The sequence below is a fragment of the Streptomyces sp. NRRL F-5630 genome, assembly GCF_000719475.1.
Classification (GTDB): domain Bacteria; phylum Actinomycetota; class Actinomycetes; order Streptomycetales; family Streptomycetaceae; genus Streptomyces.
In genome coordinates this window covers 1-22,418 of sequence record NZ_JOGO01000039.1, presented here as the reverse complement: position 1 = coordinate 22,418, position 22,418 = coordinate 1, and the positions used below count along the sequence as shown (strand labels likewise).

16 protein-coding genes are annotated in these 22,418 nt (G+C 72.5%); 5 read left to right on the top strand and 11 right to left on the bottom strand.

Features of this window, described 5'->3' with window-relative positions:
- The first annotated feature begins 248 nt into the window (after window positions 1–248).
- Window positions 249–3,671: a CARDB domain-containing protein gene (locus IF99_RS0118755; protein WP_030997696.1), complete on the top strand. Its 3,423-nt coding sequence runs from the start codon at window positions 249–251 to the stop codon at window positions 3,669–3,671.
- A 210-nt stretch (window positions 3,672–3,881) separates the two neighbouring features.
- Complete coding sequence (locus IF99_RS0118750; protein ID WP_078655153.1) at window positions 3,882–4,844, top strand: LysR substrate-binding domain-containing protein; 963 nt, start codon at window positions 3,882–3,884, stop codon at window positions 4,842–4,844.
- Between the two features lie 40 nt (window positions 4,845–4,884).
- Here IF99_RS0118750 and IF99_RS0118745 read toward each other — a convergent pair whose 3' ends face one another.
- From IF99_RS0118745 to IF99_RS0118720, 6 genes are all read right to left on the bottom strand, one after another.
- Window positions 4,885–5,877, bottom strand: coding sequence for an SPFH domain-containing protein (locus tag IF99_RS0118745; protein ID WP_030997694.1), 993 nt, complete (start codon window positions 5,875–5,877; stop codon window positions 4,885–4,887).
- 114 nt (window positions 5,878–5,991) lie between these two features.
- Window positions 5,992–8,448 (bottom strand): FtsX-like permease family protein, encoded by a 2,457-nt coding sequence (locus IF99_RS0118740; protein WP_030997693.1) that lies wholly within the window; start codon window positions 8,446–8,448, stop codon window positions 5,992–5,994.
- A complete protein-coding gene (locus tag IF99_RS0118735) occupies window positions 8,445–9,131 on the bottom strand; it encodes an ABC transporter ATP-binding protein (protein WP_030997692.1) in 687 nt (228 codons plus the stop codon). The genes IF99_RS0118740 and IF99_RS0118735 overlap by 4 nt, the downstream gene beginning before the upstream one ends.
- Window positions 9,128–9,652: a PadR family transcriptional regulator gene (locus IF99_RS0118730; RefSeq protein ID WP_030997691.1), complete on the bottom strand. Its 525-nt coding sequence runs from the start codon at window positions 9,650–9,652 to the stop codon at window positions 9,128–9,130. Before IF99_RS0118730 ends, IF99_RS0118735 begins: the two co-directional genes overlap by 4 nt.
- Window positions 9,653–9,750: 98 nt before the next feature.
- Window positions 9,751–10,080: a hypothetical protein gene (locus IF99_RS0118725; RefSeq protein ID WP_030997690.1), complete on the bottom strand. Its 330-nt coding sequence runs from the start codon at window positions 10,078–10,080 to the stop codon at window positions 9,751–9,753.
- Between the two features lie 68 nt (window positions 10,081–10,148).
- Entirely contained in the window at window positions 10,149–11,105 is a 957-nt protein-coding gene (locus IF99_RS0118720; RefSeq protein ID WP_030997689.1) for an SPFH domain-containing protein, read from the bottom strand.
- 346 nt (window positions 11,106–11,451) lie between these two features.
- Here IF99_RS0118720 and IF99_RS0118715 point away from each other — a divergent pair, with 346 nt between their 5' ends.
- A complete protein-coding gene (locus IF99_RS0118715) occupies window positions 11,452–13,749 on the top strand; it encodes a transglycosylase domain-containing protein (protein ID WP_030997688.1) in 2,298 nt (765 codons plus the stop codon).
- Window positions 13,750–13,876: 127 nt separating this feature from the next.
- Here IF99_RS0118715 and IF99_RS0118710 read toward each other — a convergent pair whose 3' ends face one another.
- The 5 genes from IF99_RS0118710 to IF99_RS0118690 form a co-directional block, all read right to left on the bottom strand.
- A complete protein-coding gene (locus tag IF99_RS0118710) occupies window positions 13,877–15,916 on the bottom strand; it encodes an ATP-binding SpoIIE family protein phosphatase (protein ID WP_037827146.1) in 2,040 nt (679 codons plus the stop codon).
- Between the two features lie 23 nt (window positions 15,917–15,939).
- A complete protein-coding gene (locus tag IF99_RS0118705) occupies window positions 15,940–16,611 on the bottom strand; it encodes a class I SAM-dependent methyltransferase (RefSeq protein ID WP_051703564.1) in 672 nt (223 codons plus the stop codon).
- Between the two features lie 146 nt (window positions 16,612–16,757).
- Entirely contained in the window at window positions 16,758–17,432 is a 675-nt protein-coding gene (locus IF99_RS0118700; protein WP_030997685.1) for a DUF402 domain-containing protein, read from the bottom strand.
- 43 nt (window positions 17,433–17,475) lie between these two features.
- The gene (locus IF99_RS0118695) at window positions 17,476–18,888 is read right to left on the bottom strand and encodes a class II fumarate hydratase (RefSeq protein ID WP_030997684.1); all 1,413 of its coding nucleotides are present in this window, start codon (window positions 18,886–18,888) and stop codon (window positions 17,476–17,478) included.
- Between the two features lie 165 nt (window positions 18,889–19,053).
- Complete coding sequence (locus IF99_RS0118690) at window positions 19,054–20,727, bottom strand: fumarate hydratase (RefSeq protein WP_030997682.1); 1,674 nt, start codon at window positions 20,725–20,727, stop codon at window positions 19,054–19,056.
- 270 nt (window positions 20,728–20,997) lie between these two features.
- Here IF99_RS0118690 and IF99_RS0118685 point away from each other — a divergent pair, with 270 nt between their 5' ends.
- Together IF99_RS0118685 and IF99_RS0118680 are read left to right on the top strand one after the other, a co-directional pair.
- Window positions 20,998–21,672, top strand: coding sequence for a DUF1707 SHOCT-like domain-containing protein (locus tag IF99_RS0118685; protein ID WP_030997681.1), 675 nt, complete (start codon window positions 20,998–21,000; stop codon window positions 21,670–21,672).
- Between the two features lie 252 nt (window positions 21,673–21,924).
- Window positions 21,925–22,293, top strand: a complete 369-nt coding sequence (locus IF99_RS0118680) for a WhiB family transcriptional regulator (RefSeq protein ID WP_030997680.1) — start codon at window positions 21,925–21,927, stop codon at window positions 22,291–22,293.
- Window positions 22,294–22,418: the final 125 nt, after the last annotated feature.

Here is a 22,418-nt window from a genome sequence, read left to right as displayed (position 1 = left end):
TCCCGGGCGTTGACAAATCTTTGACTTGTCAGAAATCTGTTTCCAAGTGGCCGCAAAAGACTGACGAGTTCGCTCAAAAAATTACCAACCTCCCCCTCTCCATGGTGATTCGAGAGGCGCGCCCGTCCGGGCCCCCACCCCGCCTGTCCGGGCCCCACCCGGTCCGGCACCGTCGCCTGCCCGGGTCCGCCCGGTCCGGCGCCGCCCCACCCTCTTCTCCTCGCACCGAAAACCGAACAGAGGACAGCATGAGACGGAAGCCATCCGCCCGGCGGGCGATCACCGGGCTCCTCGCGGCCTGCCTGATCCCCCTCGGACTGCTCCCCGCGACCGCGCACGCCGCCGCGCCGGCCGCCCCGGGGCCCAACCTCGCGCTCGGCCGCCCCGCGACCGCGAGCGGAGCCAACGGCCAGTACGGCGCGGGCAACGTGACCGACGGCAACCAGAGTTCGTACTGGGAGGGGCCCGCCGCCTCCTTCCCGCAGTGGGTGCGCGTGGACCTCGGCGCCACGACCTCGGTCGACGAGGTGACGCTCAAGCTCCCGACCACGTGGGAGGCGCGCGACGAGACGCTGACCGTCCAGGGCAGCACGGACGGCAGCACGTGGAGCACGCTCTCCGCCTCCGCGAAACGCACCTTCACGCCGGACTCCGCGAACGCGGTCACGGTCGGCTTCCCCGCCGCCGAAGCCCGGTACGTCCGCGTGCAGGTGAGCGCGAACACCGGCTGGCAGGCCGCCCAGCTCAGCGAGCTGGAGATCCGCGGCGAGGGCGACGGCGGCACCGGCCCCGGTGACCCCGGCACGCCGCCCGTCACCGGGACCAACCTCGCCAAGGGCAAGCCCGTCGAGGCCAACGGCTACGTCCACACCTTCGTCCCGGCGAACGCCAACGACGGGGACGCGCAGACCTATTGGGAGTCGGCGGGGCTTCCCGGGCAGCTCACCGTGAAGCTCGGCGCCGACGCCGACATCTCCGGCGTCGTCGTCAAGCTCAACCCCGGGAGCGACTGGGGTGCCCGCACGCAGGCGATCGAGGTGCGGGGGCGGGGCCAGAACGCGAGCGGCTTCTCCACGCTCAAGGCACGCGCCGACTACAGCTTCAGCCCGGCGGGCAACAAGAACACGGTGACCATCCCGGTGACCGGTCGCGCCGCCGACGTACGGCTCGACATCGCGGCCAACTCCGGTGCTCCCGGCGGGCAGATCGCCGAGATCGAGGTCGTCGGCACCGCCGCGCCCAACCCCGACCTCACCCTCACCGACCTGACCTGGACGCCCGCCACGCCGTCCGAGAAGGACGCGGTGACGGTGCGGACCACCGTCCGCAACGCCGGTACGGCCGCCTCGCCCGCCACCACCGTGGACGTCAGCCTCGACGGCACGGTCGCGGGCAGCGCCGCCGTCGGCGCGCTCGCCGCCGGTGCCTCGCAGACCGTCTCGGTCGACATCGGCAAGCGCCCGCAGGGCTCGTACGCGGTCTCCGCCGTCGTCGACCCGAAGGACACCGTCGTCGAGCAGGACGACAGCAACAACAGCCGGGCGGGCGCGAGCGAGCTCGCCGTCTCGCAGAGCCCCGGCCCCGACCTCCAGGTCACCGGCATCGCGACCAACCCCGAGAGCCCGGCGGCCGGAGCGAACGTCAGCTTCACCGTCGCGGTCAAGAACCGCGGTACGACGGGAGTTGCGGCCGGGACCGTCACGCGCCTGACCGCGGGCACGACGACCCTCGACGGCACGACCCCCGCCGTCCCCGCCGGTGCGACCGTGCAGGTCCAGGTCCCCGGTACGTGGAAGGCCACCGACGGCGGCGCGACGCTCACCGCGACGGCGGACGCGACGCACACCGTCGCCGAGACCAACGAGGACAACAACACCTTCGCCCGCTCGATCGTCGTCGGGCGCGGCGCCGCCGTCCCGTACATCGAGTACGAGGCCGAGGACGGCACCTACACGGGCACGCTCCTCACCGCCGACGCGAAGCGCACCTTCGGCCACACCAACTTCGCGACGGAGTCGAGCGGCCGTAAGTCCGTCCGGCTCGACAAGACCGGCGAGTACGTGCAGTTCACCTCCACGACGCCCACCAACTCGATCGTCGTGCGCAACTCGATCCCCGACGCCGCGAACGGCGGCGGCCAGGACGCGACGCTGAGCCTCTACGCGAACGGCCAGTTCGTGCGCAAGCTGAACCTCAGCTCGAAGCACTCCTGGCTCTACGGCTCCACGGACGACCCCGAGGGCCTGACCAACACCCCGGGCGGTGACGCGCGCCGGCTCTTCGACGAGGCGAACGCGCTGCTCACGCAGACGTACCCGGAGGGCACGACGTTCCGCCTCCAGCGCGACGCGGGCGACACCGCGGGCTTCTACATCGTCGACCTCATCGACCTGGAGCAGGTCGCGCCCCCCAAGTCCAAGCCCGCCGAGTGCACCTCCATCACCGAGTACGGTGCCGTGCCCAACGACGGCATCGACGACACCGACGCCCTCCAGCGCGCGGTCATGGCCGACCAGGACGGGAAGATCGCCTGCGTCTGGATTCCGGCGGGCCAGTGGCGCCAGGAGCAGAAGATCCTCACCCCCGACCCGCAGCACCGGGGCCAGTACAACCAGGTGGGCATCAGGAACGTGCGGATCGAGGGCGCCGGCATGTGGCACTCGCAGCTCTACACGCTCACCGAGCCGCAGGACGCGGGCGGCATCAACCACCCGCACGAGGGCAACTTCGGCTTCGACATCGACGACAACACGCAGATCTCCGACCTCGCCATCTTCGGCTCCGGGCGCATCCGGGGCGGCGACGGCAACGACGAGGGCGGCGTCGGCATCAACGGCCGCCTCGGCAAGAACACGAAGATCTCCCGGGTGTGGATCGAGCACGCCAACGTCGGGGTCTGGGTCGGCCGCGACTACGCCAACATCCCGGAGCTGTGGAACCCGGGCGACGGCCTGGAGTTCAGCGGGATGCGCATCCGCGACACGTACGCCGACGGCATCAACTTCACCAACGGCACGCACGATTCGACCGTCTACGACTCGTCCTTCCGCAACACCGGCGACGACTCGCTCGCGGTCTGGTCGAGCAAGTACGTCAAGGACACCTCGACCGACGTCGGCGCGGACAACCACTTCCGCAACAACACCATCCAGCTGCCCTGGCGGGCCAACGGCATCGCGGTCTACGGCGGTCACGGGAACACCATCGAGAACAACGTCGTCTCCGACACGATGAACTACCCGGGCATCATGCTCGCCACCGACCACGACCCGATCCCCTTCAGCGGCCAGACGCTCATCGCGGGCAACACGCTGCACCGCACGGGCGGGGCCTTCTGGAACGAGGACCAGGAGTTCGGCGCCATCACCCTCTTCGCCCAGGGAGCGGGCATCCCCGGCGTCACCATCAGGGACACGGACATCCTCGACTCGACGTACGACGGCATCCAGTTCAAGACGGGTGGCGGCACGTACAGCGGGGTGAAGATCTCCCACGTCCGCATCGACAAGTCGAACAACGGCTCCGGCATCCTCGCGATGAGCGGCGCCCGCGGTGACGCGACCCTCTCGGACGTCACGATCTCGCACTCGCGCGACGGGGACGTCCTCGTCGAGCCCGGCTCGCAGTTCACGATCACCGGCGCCCCGACGAAGGCGTCCGCCACACGCTGACCCGCGAGGCCCGCACGACCCGGGCCCCGCCCGCTCCCTCCGCGTGAGAGGGCGGGCGGGGCCCTTCGTCGTGATACGGGTCTCTTGTCGCGCTTTCCGGTTGATCGCACCGACTCGTTAGGATCGAGAGACAGTGATCGGGGGAGCCGATCAATCGCCGCCGTCGCAGGACGCCTTCTGCGTGAGCCCTTCTTCTACGTGAGTCTTCTCGTGAGTACGGAACATGTCCTCGCCGCCGACAGCCGCGCGCGCCAGCCCACGCTCGCCCAGCTGCGGGCCTTCGCCGCCGTCGCCGAGCACCTGCACTTCCGGCAGGCCGCCGCCGTGCTCGGCATGAGCCAGCCCGCCCTGTCCGGAGCGGTCTCCGCCCTGGAGGAGGTGCTCGGGGTCACGCTCGTCGAGCGGACCACGCGCAAGGTCCTGCTCTCGCCCGCCGGGGAGCGGCTCGCGGTACGGGCCAGGGGGGTGCTCGCCGAGGTCGCGGGGCTCCTGGAGGAGGCCGAGACGCTGCGGGCGCCGTTCACGGGGACGCTGCGGCTCGGGGTCATCCCGACCGTCGCCCCGTACCTGCTGCCCACCGTCCTCGACGTGTGCGCGCGCCGCTACCCGGACCTCGCGCTCGAAGTGCACGAGGAGCAGACCGCCGCGCTCAGCGAGGGGCTCGCCGCCGGACGGCTCGACCTGCTGCTGCTCGCGCTGCCGCTCTCGACGCCCGGCTTCACCGAGATCCCCCTCTTCGACGAGGACTTCGTGCTCGTCACACCGCTCGGGCACCGGCTCGGCGGACGGGAGGGATTGCCGCGCGACGTCCTCACCGAACTGCCGCTCCTGCTGCTCGCGGAGGGGCACTGCCTGCGCGACCAGGCGCTCGACGTGTGCAGGGAAGCGGGACGCGGCGACGCGAAGGCCGTGACGACCACGGCGGCGGGGCTCTCGACGCTCGTGCAGCTCGTGGCAGGCGGCCTCGGGGTGACCCTCCTGCCGAGGACCGCCGTACCGCTGGAGACAGGGCGCAACCCCCGCCTGGGCACGGGGTACTTCGCCGGGCCCGCGCCCTCCCGGCGGATCGGGCTGGTGCTGCGGGACGGCTCCGCGCGGGCGGGACAGATGGCGGAGCTGGGGGAGGAGCTGCGCCGGGCGTTCGAGGAACTGCCGGTACGGGCGGCGGCGTGAGCGGGCGCGGGCGGGCGGCGTCCCGCGGACGCCGCGGAGGTCACCGCGCCGGGATCTCCGGCCAGACCTCCCGTTCCAGACGCCGGCGCTCCGCCCGGGTCCGGGCCGCACTCTGCTGATCGGCCATGCTGCCGTCGAGAGCGGGCGCCGCGTGGACGGCACGCGCGGTCCGCGTGCGGGCGCGGGCGCGGTCCGTGCGCGAGGAGGCCGCCTCCCCTGAGGGTCCGGCGTCCAGCGGGACGGACTCGCCGCCCGAAGCGGGAACGCCGACCTTGTCCGCGGCCTGCTGGAAGAAGCGCAGCAGCTCCACGGGGAACGGCATGACCAGCGTGCTGTTCTTCTCCGCCGCCACGTCCACCACCGTCTGGAGCAGCCGCAGCTGGAGCGCGCCCGGCGTGTCGGCCATCGTGCCCGCCGCCGCGGTGAGCTTGCGGGCCGCCTGGGCCTCGCCGTCCGCCGCGATGACCCGCGCGCGCCGCTCGCGTTCCGCCTCGGCCTGCTTCGACATCGACCGCATCATGTCCTGCGGCAGCGCGATGTCCTTGATCTCGACGCGCTCGACCCGTACCCCCCAGGGGTCCTCGGTCGGCGCGTCCATCACGGTGCGCAGTTCGGCGTTGATGCGGTCGCGGTCCGAGAGCAGCGTGTCGAGGTCGGCACGCCCGATGACGGAGCGCAGGGAGGTCTGCGCGATCTGCGAGACCGCGGAGGGGTAGTCGCTCACGTTGACGAGCGCCTTGACCGGGTCGATGACCCGGAAGTAGACGACCGCGTCGACCGTGACGGTCACGTTGTCGTTGGTGATGGCCCCCTGCGGCGAGACGCCCAGCACCTCGGTCTGGATGGAGACCCGTTCCATGTGGTCCCCCACGGGCCGGATGAGGCGCAGGCCGGGCTGTCTGATGCGCGGCAGCAGGCGGCCGAAGCGGAAGACGACCCCGCGCTGGTACTGCTGCACGTTGCGCACGCTCAGCCCCAGCAGGATCACCACGAGGAGTGCCACCACGACGATGGCGATGACGAGTGCGGTCATGAGTACCAACTCCAGGACACGAGACATGGAGGTGTCCGCACGTCCCACGGTAGGACCGTTCCGGCACGGGCGCGAACGGCCACGTACCGGAACAGTCCCGCCGAAAAGACCCGCCTACTCCGTGCGCAGCCCCGTCGCCCGCATCGTGCGGTGCAGCGCCGGGAGCGTCAGCAGCGTCACGAGGAGCATCGTGCCCGCGCCCGCCGCGACGAGCGGCAGGAAGACGAACCAGTCGACGACCTGCTTGTTGATGAGCCGCACCAGCGTCCAGCCGAGCGCGAGGCCGCCCGCCGTCGCGACGCACAGCCCGAGCACGACCGGGATCGCCGTCTGCCACAGGAGCGACCAGGCGAGCGAGGAGCGCTTCGTACCGAAGGCCGCGAGAGCCGCGAGCAGCCGCTTGCGCTCGCGCAGTTGCTCCAGGAGCGAGACGAGCAGCGAGGCGCCGATGAGGGCCGTCGTCAGGATCGCGCCGCCCGCGAGACCGTGCCGCACGCTCGCGTACGCGGTGTCGCGCCGCGTGCTGGCGTACGTCCACATCCGCACGCTCGGGTCGACGGCCATGACCGCGTTGCGCGCCCGGTCGATCGCCCACGGGTCGTCCGGGTCGGTCTTGACCCGCAGGTTGGTCGATCCGCCGCCCTTGCCGAGGATGCCCGCGTCGATGGCGCCCGGGGTGATGAGGAGGCCGGAGCCCTCGTCGCCCTCGGGGGTGCGGATGCCCTTGACGTCCTTGACGTCGCGGGGGACCCGCCACAGCTGCGCGTGCTTCCTCTCCGGGGCGACGTCGATCTCCCGCCCCGCGCGGGCCACCTGCCACGTCTCGGCGTTGGTCTGCTTGTCCCACTCGTCGTGGGCCGTCTGACGGGCCCGGAAGACGTCGCCGTCCGCGCACGAGGGCAGCTTCGCCTTCTCGCGCAGCGTCACGCAGTCGCCGACCGTGATCCACACGGTCGACGGCTCGCCGTCCTCGTCGACCTCGGGCCGGGGCCCCGCGGACTGCGCGTACCCGGTGATCTCCGCCGTCACCCGGCCCACGCCGGGGGTCTTCGCGGCCGCCGCGCGGTACCGCTCGGCGAGCTTCCAGTCAGTGACGTTGCTGGAGACACCGAGGGTCGCGCGGGTCGGGTCCTGCCCGGTCGTCTTCTCGAAGTCGTCGCCGACCGAGCTGACCATCATCTGGAGCGCGATCGCGCCCGCCACGGCCACCGTGATCCCGCCGACCGCGCGCGCCGCCGTACCGCCGCTGAGCTGGAGCCTGCGCACGGCGAGCTGCCAGGGCACGGAGCCGCCGCGCAGCCGCCGCACCACGAACTCGACGAGCCAGGGCAGCAGCGTCGCGAGCCCGATGAGGGTGAGCGAGGCGCCCCCCGCGAGACGGTACGGGTCGATGCTCTGTGCCTCGCGCTCGCCGGCCGTCGCGCGCAGCCGCTCGTCGGAGAGGAGCAGCGCGAGCCCGATGAGCGTGATGAGCAGCCGCCACCACACCCTGCGCCCGCGCGTCGCGGTCTCCCGGAAGACGCCGAGCGGCTCGATGCTCACCGCGCGCAGCGAGAAGAGCGTCACGGCGACCGCGCACACGGGCACGGCGAGCACGATGAGCAGGGCGAGCAACGGCACGGGCGTGAGGTCGCCGGGGAAGGCGCTCGTGCCCACGATGCTCACCTGCGGGGCGAACTGCCGCCCCACGAGGAGGAACACGACGCCCAGGGCGATTCCGAGCACGGCGGCGGCGAGCGCCTCACCGGCCGCGATCCTGCGCGTGCCGGCCGCGTCCGAGCCGACCAGGCGCAGCGCGGCGAGCCTGCGGTCGCGCCGCTCGCCGCCGAAGCGCACGGCGGTGCCGATGAAGAGCACGACGGGGATGAGCAGCACGACGCAGATCATGACGATCAGCGCGACGAGCAGCGGGTCCATCCGATCGTGCAGCGTGAGGCGTTCGCCCCAGCCGCCCGCGTGCCGGAGGTCGCTGTGCGGCTTCGCCGCGAGGTCGCCCGGATTCCCGTAGAAGTACAGCTCGTTCGGCTGGTCGAGACCGGCCGCGCCGATCGTGCCGACTTCCTTGTACGGGGCGAAGCGGGCCTTCAGGACGGCGTCGCCCGAGCCGTGGAGCCGGTCGTGCAGGGCGGGCGAGACGAACATCTCGCCCGCCTTCGGGAAGCGGTCGGTGCCGGGCGGCGGGCTCGCCTGCTCGCCCTGCTGGGCGACGAGGAAGCCGCCGATCGAGACGTCCTGGTACTCGCTGGAGCCGTCCGAGACGAGGAAGGCGCGCGGCGACTCCTTCGCCACGCCGGTCGAGAGCGTCGTGGGGCGCCGGGCGTCGAGCCGCTCGTCCTTCTGCTGGAGGAAGGTCGGCACCGAGGAGGCGAGGAAGAGGAGCAGCACGCCGAGGCCGATGCCGACCGCGGTGAGCGCCGTGCGCGCCCAGCCCTCGCGACCGCCCGAGACGGCGAAGCGCACGCCGAGCAGCAGGTCGCGCGCCCAGGTGGCGAGGCGGCCGGTGGCGGTGGGCGCGGGCGGGGGCGGGGGAGCGGCGTCCGCGGTGCGGCCGAGCGTGAGGGGGCTGGTCATACGAGGCGCTCCATGTCCCGGGAGCGGCCGTCCCGTACGACGACCTCGCGGTCCGAGTAGGCGGCGACGCGGGCCTCGTGCGTGACGAGGACGACGGCGGCGTTGGTCCCGCGCGCGGCCTCGGTGAGCAGTTCCATGACTCGTTCGCCGTTGAGCGAGTCGAGCGCGCCGGTCGGCTCGTCGGCGAAGAGGACGCGCGGGCCCGTGACGAGGGCGCGGGCGACGGCGACGCGCTGCCCCTGGCCGCCCGAGACCTCCCCGGGCCGCTTCGCCGCGAGGTCCTCGACCTCCAGGCGCTCCATCCACGCGTAGGCGGCCTTCTCGGCCTCCTTGCGCTTGACGCCGTTGAGGCGCAGCGGCAGGGCCACGTTCTCGACGCAGCTCAGCTCGGGGACGAGCTGGCCGAACTGGAAGACGAAGCCGAAGTCGCTGCGGCGCAGCGCGCTGCGGCGGCTCTCCGGCAGCGCGCTCAGCTCGGTGCCGCCGTAGTGGATCGTGCCCGCGTCCGGCGGGACGATTCCGGCGAGGCAGTGCAGCAGGGTGGACTTGCCGGAGCCGGAGGGGCCCATGATGGCGACGACCTCGCCCGCGTGGATGGAGAACTCGGCTCCGTCGAGCGCGGTCGTGGGGCCGTAGGACTTGCGCAGTCCCTCGGCGGAGAGCAGGGAGCCCGAGGGGATCATCCGTTCACTTCCTTGGCGAGCTTGCCGAGCCTGGCGGTCGCCAGTTCCAGCCAGCGCAGATCGGCTTCGAGGTGGAACAGGGCGTGGTCGCAGATGAGCTGGTCGGCGAAGTCGCCCTTCCGCTTGCGTTCGGTGAGCGAGCGCATCAGGCGCAGGTGCTCGGCGCGCTGCACGTCCATGACGTCGTGCGCGTCCCGCCGGGTGAGCAGGGCGAGGACGACCTTCGTGTACAGCGTCGACTGGAGGTACGGGTCGGGCTTCTCGGGTGTCGCGAGCCACTGGGCGACGTCGGTGATCCCGGCGTCCGTGATCGCGTACCGCTTGCGTTCGGGGCCCTCGCCCGCCTCGATCCCGTCGACCTCGACGAGGCCGTTCTTCAGGAGGCGGGACATGGTCGAGTAGACCTGGCCGTAGTGCAGCGGCTTGTCGTGCCCGAACTTCTCGTCGAAGGCGCGCTTGAGGTCGTACCCGTGGCGAGGCCCCGTTTCGAGGAGGCCGAGGAGTGTGTGACCGATGGACATGGCGAGGACTATACATGGGAGGTATACGCGGGGTGTATACCGTTCCGGGGAAAGGGCCGGACCCTCCAGGGGCCCGGCCCGTGACCGGTGGACCCGGCTCAGTCGCGCTCTTCCGGCGCCTTTCCCGGACGCCCCGGCGGCCTGCCCCGGCGCGGGATCGGGGCCGCCGAGGAGGGCAGGCGGCCCGCCTCGGCGAGGGCCCGGCGGAGCAGGTACTCGATCTGGGCGTTGCTGCTGCGCAGCTCGTCGGCCGCCCAGCGGGCAAGCGCGTCGTGCACCTTCGGGTCGAGTCGCAGGAGTACCTGCTTGCGCGCCGCGCGCGCCGGTCGCCACGCACCCGCCCGCTCCCCGGGCGCGGACCCTTCCTCCCCGGGCGCGGACCCTTCCTCCCCGGGCGCGGACTCCTCGTCCGCCGCGCTGTCGTTCATCGCCGCCTCGCCCCTTGGCCGTGCCGTCAGGCTGTGTTCGTCGGGCCGTGCTTGTCAGGCCGTGCTTGTCAGTAGAGGGTGCCCGCGTTCACGACCGGCTGGGTCGCCCGGTCCCCGCACAGCACGACGAGCAGGTTGCTCACCATCGCGGCCTTGCGCTCCTCGTCCAGCTCCACGATGTCCTGCTGCTGGATGCGGGCGAGGGCCTGCTCGACCATGCCGACCGCGCCCTCGACGATGAGCCTGCGCGCGTCCACGACCGCGCCCGCCTGCTGGCGCTGGAGCATCGCGGAGGCGATCTCGGGGGCGTACGCGAGGTGCGTGAAGCGGGACTCGACGATCTCGACGCCCGCCGCCTCGACGCGTGCGTGCAGTTCGAGCGCGAGCTTCTCGGTGATCTCCTCGGCGTTCCCGCGCAGCGAGAGGCCCTCGCCCTCGTGGGCGTCGTAGGGGTACTCGATGGCGATGTGCCGCACGGCCGCCTCGGTCTGCGTCGCGACGAACTCCAGGAAGTCGTCGACCTCGAAGCTCGCCTGCGCGGTGTCCTCGACGCGCCACACGACCACGGCCGCCAGCTCGATCGGGTTCCCGTAGGCGTCGTTGACCTTCAGGACGGCCGTCTCGTGGTTGCGCACCCGCGTGGAGATCTTCGTGCGGCTCGTGAGCGGGTTGACCCAGCGCAGTCCGTCGACGCGGATCGTGCCCCGGTAGCGGCCGAAGAGCTGGACCACGCGGGCCTCGCCGGGCGCCACCATGTTGAGCCCCGCCATGGCGAAGATCGAGGCGATCGCGAGCAGGAGGCCGACGACGATGAGCACCGCCTTCGCGCCCGTCGAGCCGACCGCGGTCGCGACGACCACGAGCGCGATGCCGACGACGAGGCCGAGCAGTCCGAGGAGCAGGGCGAGCCCGCCGCCGATGCTCTTCGCGGTGAACTCCGTCACGCGCGGCTTCGGCATCTCGGCGAGCTGGCCGGGTGCGAGCTCGTCCCCGTGCGGGGTCTCGGGAGTGGGGTGGGTGGACATGGGTGGTTCCCCCGTTCTGTCGCGGATGTGGCGGCGGCGACGGCCGTGACCGCCGGGGCGTACCGGCCCTGACCTGGGGCGGCGCGTCCGTGCGCGGAGGACCGGGAAGCTCCCGGGCCCACCGTTGCCGCGCTTTCAAAGTGATATCACATTACCCCGGATGGCAACCATGCACACTTCCGTGGAGTCGGTTTCAGTACGGGACGGTGCTGATTGTCACGCCCGGAAAGACAGGATCGGGAGCTGTTTGTCCAAGAGCGCGGTGTTAGCTTTCAAAGCTGATCGAGCCACGGCGCGAGCCACCGTGGACCACGGTGCACACCACTGAGAAGGAGCGGCCGGCGACATGGGGCGAGCGGACGAGAGGCGAGCACGTCGCGGGCGCGGCGACTCGCGCGGGCGTGTGCGCCGCCTGTTCACGTGGAAGAAGCTGCTCGGCACCTTCTTCGGCCTGTGCCTGCTCGGGATAGCCGGCTTCGTCGGCCTCTACCTGTACGTCGACGTCCCCCAGGGCAACCCCGACGCGACCCAGCAGGCCAACGTCTACAAGCTCAAGGACGGCACCGTCCTCGCCCGCACCGGCCAGCGCAACCGCGAGATCGTCGGCCTCGACCGCGTCCCGAAGGACGTCCAGCACACCTTCGTCGCCGCCGAGAACAAGAGCTTCTACAAGGACAAGGGCGTCGACCTCAAGGGCACCGCGCGCGGCCTGCTCAACACCGTCACCGGCAAGGGCAAGCAGGGCGGCTCGACGATCACCCAGCAGTACGTGAAGAACTACTACCTCACCGCCGACCAGACCGTGAGCCGCAAGCTCAAGGAACTGGTCATCTCGCTCAAGGTCGATCAGAAGTACTCCAAGGACGACATCCTCGCCGGGTACATCAACACGAGCTACTACGGCCGGGGCGCCTACGGCATCCAGGCCGCCGCGCAGGCGTACTACGGCGTCGACGCCGACCAGCTCGACGTCGCCCAGGGCGCGTACCTCGCCGCCCTCCTCCAGGCCCCGAGCCAGTACGACTGGGCCGTCGCGACGCCGACCGGAAAGACCCTCGTCACGAAGCGCTGGAACTACGTGCTCGACAACATGGTCGACCAGCACTGGCTCGGCGCCGGGGAGCGCGCGAAGGTGAAGTTCCCCGTCCCGCGCGAGGAGCCGCGGGACGCCGGGCTCACCGGGCAGAAGGGCTACCTCCAGAAGGCCGCCGAGAACGAGCTGATACGCAACGTCGCCGAGAACGACGACCTCTCGCTCGACGAGGCGAAGGCCAAGGTGGACGCGGGCGGCTATTCGGTCACGCTCAACATCGACCCCAAGAAGCAGGCCCAGCTGGAGAAGTCGGTCAAGAATCAGCTGATATCCAAGCTCGACCCCAAGAACCGCACCGTCGACGCGAACGTGCAGGCGGGCGCCGCCTCCGTCGACCCGAAGAACGGCAAGATCCTCGCCCTCTACGGCGGCCGGGGCTGGCCCGAGCACTACACCGACAACGCGACCCGCACCGACTACCAGGTCGCCTCCACCTTCAAGCCGCTCATCCTGGCCGCCGCGCTGGAGAACGGCGCGACGACGCAGGACGGCAAGCCCATCACCGCGTCCACCGTCTACGACGGCACGAGCAGGCGCCCGGTCAAGGGCAGCGACGTCGCCTTCGCCCCGCCCAACGAGGACGGCGTCGACTACGGGCCGATCAACGTCCAGACCGCGATGAACAAGTCCGTCAACTCCGTCTTCGCGCAGATGGGCGTGGACGTCGGCATGGACGAGGTCATGAAGACGGCGGGCAAGCTCGGCATGGACGTCGAGAACGAGGACGCCGTGCCCGCCCAGACCCTCGGCTCGATGGGCGCGAGCCCGCTCCAGATGGCGGGCGTGTACGCGACGCTCGACCACCACGGGCGCAAGGTCACCCCGCAGATCCTCAAGTCCGTCACGTACGGCGGCGCCGACGTCAAGCTGCCGAGCGCGATCGGCGACCAGGTCGTCAGCCGCCAGACCGCCGACTCGGTCACCTCGGTGCTCACCGGTGTCGTCGACGACGGCACGGGCAGCGCGGTCCGCAACAAGCTCCAGCCCGTCGCGGGCAAGACCGGCACGTCCGACGACAACAAGTCCGCCTGGTTCACCGGCTTCACCCCGAACCTCGTCACCTCGGTCGGCGTCTTCGGCGAGGCCGCGAAGGCCGGGACGACGGCGGACGGCAAGAAGTACGCCCAGCACGCCCAGGTCTCGCTGAGCGGCGCCGCGGGCGGCGGCCGGGTCAACGGCGGTGGCTTCCCCGCCCAGATCTGGGCCGACTACACCTTCAAGGTCGCGGGCGCCCCCGAGAAGTTCGACCTCGACACCGACATGGGCGCGGCCACGACCCCGACCGCCGACCCCACCCCCTCGGACACGCCGACCCTCCCGGAGAGCCCGTCCCCCTCCACATCGGCCCCCGAGGAACCGAGCCCGGACCCGACCACCGAGTCCCCGAGCCCCGACCCGACCACGCCGGAACCCGACCCGACGGACACCGGTGACGGCGGCCTCCCCACGCACACCCAGGACCCCGGCGACCCCGGCGAGGGCCTCCCCTCGTTCCCGCCGCGCCCCGACCAGGGACAGCAGGGCCAGGGCCAGAACGGGAACGGCTTCTGACAACGAGGTGCCCCCGGCCCCGGGAACAGACCCGGGCCGGGGGCACCTCCACGCGTACGGCCTCCGCGTCCGGAGCGCGGGCCCGGCGCCGTCCGGCGCGAGGACGCGGGGCGCCCCCGTGCCGCGCCTACGCGTCCAGCTCGAACCAGACGACCTTCCCGTTCCCGAGCCGCGTCGCGTCCCACCTGCGGGCGAGCCGCTTCACCAGGAACAGCCCGCGCCCGCCCTCGTCCGTCGTCCGCGCGTTCCGCACCCGGGGCAGTTGCGGCACGTCGTCGCCGACCTCCACCCGGAGCACGTCCGTGCGCAGCAGCCGCAGCGTGACGGGGTGCGTCGCGTAGCGGACCGCGTTCGTCACGACCTCGCTCACCAGGAGCTGCACCGTGTCGATGTGCCGCTCCAGGCCCCACCGCTCCAGCGCTTCCCGCGCCAGCCGCCGGGCGCGGGAGACGGCGCGCGGCTCCGGGTCGAGGAACCAGAAGGCGACGTCCTGCGGCGCGATCCCCTCGAAGCGCGCGGCGAGCAGCGCGATGTCGTCGTCACGGTCGCTCGGGCCGAGCACGTCGAGCACCGAGTCGCACAGCGCCTCCAGCGGCGGCGCGTGGTCCGCGCCCGTCAGCCGCGCGGTCTCGGCGAGCTTCTCGGTGAGCTGCTCGATCCCCGTCCACACGTCCCGCAGCCGCGACTCGACGAGCCCGTCCGTGTAGAGCAGCAGCGTCGCCCCCGAGGGCGCGTCCAGCTCGACCGCCTCGAAGTCCACGCCGCCGACCCCGATCGGCGCCCCCGGCGGCACGCTGAGCACCTCGGCGCGCCCGTCCATGTGGAGCAGGAGGGGCGGCGGGTGGCCCGCGTTGGCGACCGTGATGCGGTGTGCGACGGGGTCGTAGACGACGTACACGCACGTCGCCATGCGGTCGCTGCCGAGCCGCTGCGCCTGCTCGTCGAGGTGGTGCAGGACCTCGGTCGGCGGCAGGTCGAGCCCGGCGAGGGTCTGCGCCGTGGTCCGCAGCTGGCCCATGATCGCCGCCGAGGTCATCGAGTGGCCCATGACGTCGCCCACGACGAGCGCGACGCGCGAGCCCGGCAGCGGGATCGCGTCGTACCAGTCGCCGCCGACGCGCGCTGTCTCGGCGGCGGGCAGGTACCGGCTCGCGAGCCGCACCCCCGTCGCGTTGGGCAGCGTCTCGGGGAGCATCATGCGCTGCAACTCGTCGGCGATGTACGCCTCGCGGCCGTAGAGCACCGCCTTGTCGACCCCGAGCGCCGAGTGGGTCGCGAGCTGCGCCGCCACGAGGAGGTCGTCGGGTGCGAAGGGCACGCGTTCGGGGGCGCGCAGGAAGACGGCCGCGCCGATCACCCGGCGGCGCCCGCGCAGCGGGGCGAGGATCGCCCGCCGCCCGTCCACCCCGGCGAGCGGCGGTACGGCGTCGGCGCCGAGCAGTTCGGGGAGCGCGGCCCGCGCCGCCTTCGTCCCGCCGAACAGCGGCCGGACCCCGCGCAGCACCTCGGCGAGCGCGCCGTCCGGCTCCACCTCGCACATCTGCGCGCCGCGCACCGAGCCGTCCGGGAGCGGCGTCGCCGGGAGGAGCGCTCCCGAGAGCGTGTACTGCCCGGTGAGCATCCCCGGGTCGGGGATGCGGTCGGTGCGGCGCAGGCGCAGGACGAGCGGTCCCGTGGGGCGCTCGTCGCCGACGGGGAGCGGGTCGCGGAGGTAGACGAGGATCGCGTCGGCGAAGACCGGCACGCTCGCCCGGCACAGGCCCATGACGATCTCGTCGAGGTCGATGCCGCGGGCGATCCGGCGCGTCGCCGCGCCGACGAAGCGCAGCCGCTCGCCCTCGGCGCGCTCGCGCTCCTGTTCGCTCGGGTGCGCCGGGGGCTCCTCGTTGAAGGCGCGCGGCGCGGAGGTGCCGCCCGCGGGCGCCGGTGGGGCCTCGGCGCGCGGCCGGACGGGCTCGGCGGCGGTGGGGGCGCCGCCGCCCCTGGAGTCCCGGGCGTGGCCACCGCCCTCGGCGCGCTCGCGCTCCTGGCCGGTCGGCGCCTCTTGCGCGGCGGGGCCCTGCGGCGCGGGCAAGGGCTGCCCCGCCGCGCCGTGCGCGGCATGCAGCAGGCCGCCCGGCGCCTGCGGGTGGGGGGTGGGTTGCTCGGTCACGCGTGTCGAATCCATCCGTCCGGCTGAGCGGCCCGCGCTCAGACGCGCCGGCAGTTCAGGAAAAGCTGGAACTCGGGAGGGGTGTCGGTGCTGGCGGGGGCGTACGAGTACGAGTCCTCGCCGGCGATCTCGAACCCGGCATCCCGCACGGTACGGCGCAACTCCTCGCGGAGGTAGCCCGAGACCCGGATCTCGTGCCCCAGGAAAGGAATCGTCGCGTCGTCGAGGTCCGCCTCGACCATCGACAGCGCGAGCAGCCCGCCGGGACGGAGCAGGGAGCGCAGGGAACGGAGCGCGTGCGGGATCTCCGGGCGGGGCAGCATGAGCAGGGTGAAGAAGCACGTGATGCCGTCGAAGCGGCCGAGCCCGTCGGGGCCCTCGGCGCGCAGCGAGGCGAGGTCGCGCCGCAGGAACCGGGCCCCGGGGACGTGCGTCGTGGCGAGTTCCACCATGCGGGGCGACAGGTCCACGCCGGTGACGTCGAACCCGGCATCGACGAGGTCCTTGGCGGTCGGCAGCCCCGTGCCGCTGCCCACGTCCAGGACCCGCGCCCCGGCGGGCAGTTCCTTCGCGAGCCAGGCACCGGCCGCGATCTGGCCCTCCTTGTGCGGGAACGCCTCGTCGTAGCGCCGCCCGATCGCGTCGAACGCCGCCGCCTGCCCCGAGCGGTCCGGTCTGCCGGCCCCGTATCCCTCGTACCCCACGCTCACGTACTGTCCGCCCCTCGTTGACTCTCGGTCAACCTCCGTGCACGCCACGGCGGTTGCGCCCCCCTGTCGGGCCGTCCCGCGGAGCTAGATCCTACGTTTGCCCCTCCGGGGGGCGGCAAGAGTCTCATGAGCCCGGCCCGGCCGTCTCATGCCGTCACCCCGGCGGGCAGCCGGTCCCAGTCGGCGGGGAGCGCCGGTACGGGCCAGGAGGGCTCGGGCCGCCACTCGGCCCACGGCTCGCTGAACGGGGCGCCCCAGGCCGCGATGAGCGCGACGGCCGCGCGGCCCGCCTCGCGTACCCCCGCCGCCGTCTCCGGGCTCATCAGCCCGTCCGCGCACGCCTGCGCGAACTCGTCCTCGTCCCGCCAGGACCAGGAGCGGTCCCGCTGGACGTCGATGTCGAGGAAGTGGTCCACGGAGTCCACGCCCGCCGGGTGCCGCCGCAGCGGCTGCTCCAGGTTCACGTACCAGTTCCTGAAGGTCCAGTCCTCGTCCCACCACAACCAGACCGACCAGGGTTCACCGGTACGGGCGAGCTTGAGGACGCCGTTCCCCCACCAGGGCTCACGCCCGGTGGTACGGGGGCGCGTGTACCGGCTCGCGAGCGGCTCGGCGTGCACCGGGGTGCCGTCGGCGAAGACCGGCCGCACGCACTCCGTACCGGGCGCGAGCCAGGCCGCGAGCCGGTCCCCGGTGTCCTCGACGACCGTCATCGGGCGGCAGATGTGCACGCCCTCGTCGCCGCGGGTCCCGTTGGCGCGGTAGCGCCAGAGGATGGGGGTGCCGGGGGACCAGCGGGGGGCGGCGGTTTCGTGGGGCATGGGCGGATTTTACGCCCGGCCCCTCCGCCCCCCGGCCGGCCGCCTACGGCCGCGTCATCCGCAGCACGTCCAGCGCCTCGTCCAGCTGCTCCACCGTCAGGTCACCCCGCTCCACGTACCCGGACTCGATCACGACCTCGCGGATCGTCTTGCGCTCCGCGAGCGACTTCTTCGCGACCTTCGCCGCCTCCTCGTACCCGAGGTACTTGTTGAGAGGCGTGACGACGGACGGCGACGACTCCGCGTACTCGCGCGCCCGTTCCACGTTCGCCGTGATCCCGTCGATCGTGCGGTCCGCGAGGAGCCGCGAGACGTTCGCGAGCAGCCGCACCGACTCCAGGACGTTCTTCGCGATGACCGGCAGCATCACGTTCAGCTCGAAGTTCCCCGCGGCGCCCGCCGCGCCCACGGTCGCGTCGTTGCCGACGACCTGCACGGCGACCTGGAGGACGGCCTCGGGCAGTACGGGATTGACCTTGCCCGGCATGATCGAGGAACCGGGCTGGAGATCGGGCAGGTTGATCTCCGCGAGGCCCGTGCGCGGCCCGGAGGACATCCAGCGCAGGTCGTTGGCGATCTTCGTGAGCGAGCCCGCGATCGTCCGCAGCTGCCCGGACGTCTCGACGAGCCCGTCCCGCGCGCCCTGCGCCTCGAAGTGGTCGCGCGCCTCGGTGAACGGCAGCCCGGTGACGCGGGCGACCTCGGCGATGACGGCGGCCGAGAAGCCGGGCGGCGTGTTGATCCCCGTACCGACCGCCGTGCCGCCCAGCGGCAGCTCCGCGAGCCGGGGCAGCGAGGCGCGCAGCCGTTCGGTCCCGTACCGCACCTGCGCCGCGTAGCCGCCGAACTCCTGGCCGAGCGTGACGGGCGTGGCGTCCATGAGGTGGGTGCGGCCCGACTTCACGACATCGGCGAACTCCTCGGCCTTGCGCGCGAGTGCGGCGGCGAGGTGGTCGAGCGCGGGGATCAGGTCGTGCGTGACGGCGGAGGTCGCTGCGATGTGGATGGAGGAGGGGAAGACGTCGTTGGACGACTGCGAGGCGTTGACGTGGTCGTTCGGGTGCACGTCGGTGCCGAGGCGCTCCGTGGCGAGCGTCGCGAGGACCTCGTTCGTGTTCATGTTCGAAGAGGTTCCCGAGCCGGTCTGGAAGACGTCGACGGGGAAGTGCGCGTCCCAGCGGCCCTCGGCGACCTCGTCGGCCGCCTCCCGGATCGCCCGCGCGCGCTCCGCGTCGAGCACCCCCAGCTCGGCGTTGACCTTGGCCGCCGCCGCCTTGATCTGGGCGAGGGCGCGGATGTGCGCGCGCTCCAGGTGCTGGCCCGAGATCGGGAAGTTCTCGACGGCGCGCTGGGTCTGGGCGCGGTACTTCGCGTGCGCGGGCACCCGCACCTCGCCCATGGAGTCGTGCTCGGTACGGAACTCGGGCGCGGCGGCGGACTCGGGGGTCGCGGACATGGAACGGCGCTCCTCTCCATCGGGGACCCGCGCGGGACGGCGCGGGGGCTCTATGGGGGCAGCGGCGGGGCGGGGGCGGATATTCCGTGGGGGCGAGGCGAGGGCGGGCGGTGGGGCCGGGCGGTACGGGTGCGGGGGCCCCGCACCCGTACCGCCCGGCCTTCGTCAGCCGAGGCCCGGGCCCCGCACCGGGATGCTCGTGAAGGTCGGCGCCGGGGCGGGCTCGGTGAAGAAGTCGTTGCCCTTGTCGTCCACGACGATGAAGGCCGGGAAGTCCTCGACCTCGATGCGCCAGACGGCCTCCATCCCCAGCTCCTCGTACTCGACGACCTCGACCTTCTTGATGCAGTCCTGCGCGAGGCGCGCGGCCGGGCCGCCGATGGAGCCGAGGTAGAAGCCGCCGTGCGTGGCGCAGGCGTCGGTGACCTGCTGCGAGCGGTTGCCCTTGGCGAGCATGACCTTGGAGCCGCCCGCGGCCTGGAACTGCTCGACGTAGGAGTCCATGCGCCCGGCGGTCGTCGGGCCGAAGGAGCCGGAGGCGTAGCCCTCGGGCGTCTTGGCGGGACCCGCGTAGTAGACGGGGTGGTCCTTGAGGTACTGCGGCAGGCCCTCGCCCGCGTCGAGCCGCTCCTTGAGCTTGGCGTGCGCGATGTCGCGCGCGACGACGAGCGGGCCGGTGAGCGAGAGGCGGGTCTTGACCGGGTACTTGGTCAGCTCGGCGAGGATCTCGTCCATCGGCTGGTTGAGGTCGATGCGCACGACCTCGTCCGCGCCGTCCTCGGAGAGGTGCTCGTCGGTCGTGTCCGGCAGGAAGCGGGCCGGGTCCGTCTCCAGTTGCTCCAGGAAGACGCCCTCGGCGGTGATCTTCGCGACGGCCTGGCGGTCGGCGGAGCAGGAGACGGCGATGGCCACGGGGCAGGAGGCGCCGTGCCGGGGCAGGCGCACGACCCGTACGTCGTGGCAGAAGTACTTGCCGCCGAACTGCGCGCCGATGCCGATCTTCTGCGTCAGCTCGAAGACCTTCTCCTCCAGCTCCTTGTCCCGGAAGCCGTGCCCGAGCGGCGAACCCTCCTCGGGAAGCTCGTCGAGGTAGTGCGCCGAGGCGTACTTGGCGGTCTTGAGCGCGAACTCGGCGCTCGTGCCGCCGACGACGATCGCGAGGTGGTACGGCGGGCAGGCGGCGGTGCCGAGCGAGCGGATCTTCTGCTCCAGGAACTTCATCATGGAGGACTCGTTGAGGACGGCCTTCGTCTCCTGGTAGAGGAAGGACTTGTTGGCGCTGCCCCCGCCCTTGGCCATGAAGAGGAACTTGTAGGCGCCGCCGTCGGTCGCGTACAGCTCGATCTGGGCGGGGAGGTTGGAGCCGGTGTTCTTCTCCTCCCACATGGTCAGCGGCGCCATCTGCGAGTAGCGCAGGTTGAGCTTGGTGTACGCGTCGTAGATGCCGTGCGCGAGGGCCTTCTCGTCCTCGCCCGAGGTGAGCACCTGCTGGCCGCGCTTGCCCATGACGATCGCGGTGCCGGTGTCCTGGCACATGGGCAGGACGCCCGCGGCGGCGATGTTCGCGTTCTTCAGCAGGTCGAGCGCGACGAACTTGTCGTTCGAGCTGGCCTCGGGGTCGTCGATGATGCGGCGGAGCTGGGCGAGGTGGGCGGGGCGCAGGTAGTGCTGGATGTCGTGCACCGCCTCGGCGGCGAGCGTGCGGAGCGCCTCCGGATCGACCTTGAGGAAGGTCCGGCCGTCCGCCTCGAAGGTGGAGACCCCCTCCGAGGTCACCAGCCGGTACGGCGTGGTGTCCTCTCCGGTGGGCAGCAGATCGGTGTACGCGAACTCCGGCATCGTGACGCTTCCTCGTGTGGGTGACGCGGGGCGGAGGGTGTGGGTCGCCCCCGGGCCGCCCGCGACCCGGCTTCCTGGCTCCTGGGCGGCGCCCTTCAGGTTAGAACCTCGCGAACGGCGGGCGTTTGTGAGGTAGGGCTCAGTGGTGGCTCGGTGGCTTGGTGGGGCGGGACGCGCGGCGCTGCCCGGCAGCGGGCCCCTCGTGCGGAAGGGCGGAAAGGGCCCTCGCGCGGGGTGACGCGATCTATCGCGTTTCGGTACCCTGCGGCAGTGGACCTCGACAAGCGCCCCCAGACCGCCCAGCGCCTCACGACGACCGCCGGGGAGGGTGCGAGCGGCAGCCCCGGCCTGCGCGCCTCGGACGCCGATCGCGACCACTACGCGGCGATCCTGCGCGAGGCGCTCGCGGAGGGCCGACTGACCGCCGAGGAGCACGCGGAGCGGGTGGAGGCGGTCTACGCCGCCCGTACGCACGCGGCCCTGGAACCCCTCGTCGCCGACCTCCCGCGCCCCGCCCCGGCGCGTACGTCCGCCGCTCTCCCGCCGACCGGCCCGGCGGGCCCCGAGGAGGACCTGTACGCGGTGTTCTCGCAGGCCGTGCGCCGGGGCAACTGGCGCCCGGCGGCCCGCATCCGCGCGTACGCGATCTTCGGGGGCGTCAAGCTCGACCTGAGCGAGGCGATCTTCGAGCACCGCCACATCTCGATCCGGGCGTTCTCGGTCCTGGGCGGCGTCGAGATCCGCGTGCCGGAGAACGTGACGCTGCACGGCGGCGGCAGCGGAGTCCTCGGCGAGTTCCAGGTCAAGGGCCTCCAGGCCACCGACCCCGAGGCCCCGTCCGTCCACGTCGAGGGCTTCGCCGTTCTGGGCAGCGTGAAGGCGGCGCCGAAGCGGGGACGGCTGATCCGCGAGCTCTCGCGCCATCTGCGGAAGCGGCTGGGCTGAGGGCCCCACCCCGCGCGGACATCCCTGGCACACCCCTCGGCGCCCACCCTCGGCGATCCCCATCGCGCCCACCCCCGCCGGGGCCCGCCGGGCCCCCGCCACCCCGCCTCGCCGGGTGTCACACATCGCCCCTCCCGACGCCGGGCCCCCACGCAGTGCATAGGCGCGCGCACAGCGGGTAGAGCTTGCTCCATCGCTCGTCACACGTCGCTCGTCGCTCGCGAAGCCGTTAGCCGTCGTCAGGAGTAGACCGTGCTGTACTCGCCGCGTCAGTCCCTCCCGATCAGCGCCATCCCCCAGCAGCGGTCCCCCGAGCCGGAGCGCCAGCGCGATACGAGCACCCCACCCCGCGACAAGGACACCCCCTGGCACGCCGAGGCCGTCTGCCGCCGCGACGAGGCGGGCCTCTTCTTCGCCCCCTCCAAGGAGCCCACCGCCGCGCGCCTCTCCCGGGAGGACGCCGCCAAGCGCGTCTGCGCCGGCTGTCCCGTCCGGGTCGAGTGCCGAGAGCACGCGCTGGTCCAGCCGGAGCCGTACGGCGTCTGGGGCGGTCTCACGGCGGCCGAGCGCCGTGTCCTCCTGGCCCGCCGCCGACGCCGCACGGTCGCCACCGCCCGCTGACGCGCCGACACCCGCCGCCCAGGCGGGCCGGTCCCGCCCGGAGGCCCCCGCCCCCGCACTCCTCCCCGCCCCGGCCCCCGCACTCCACCCCGCCCCGGCCCCCGCACTCCACCCCGCCCCGGCAC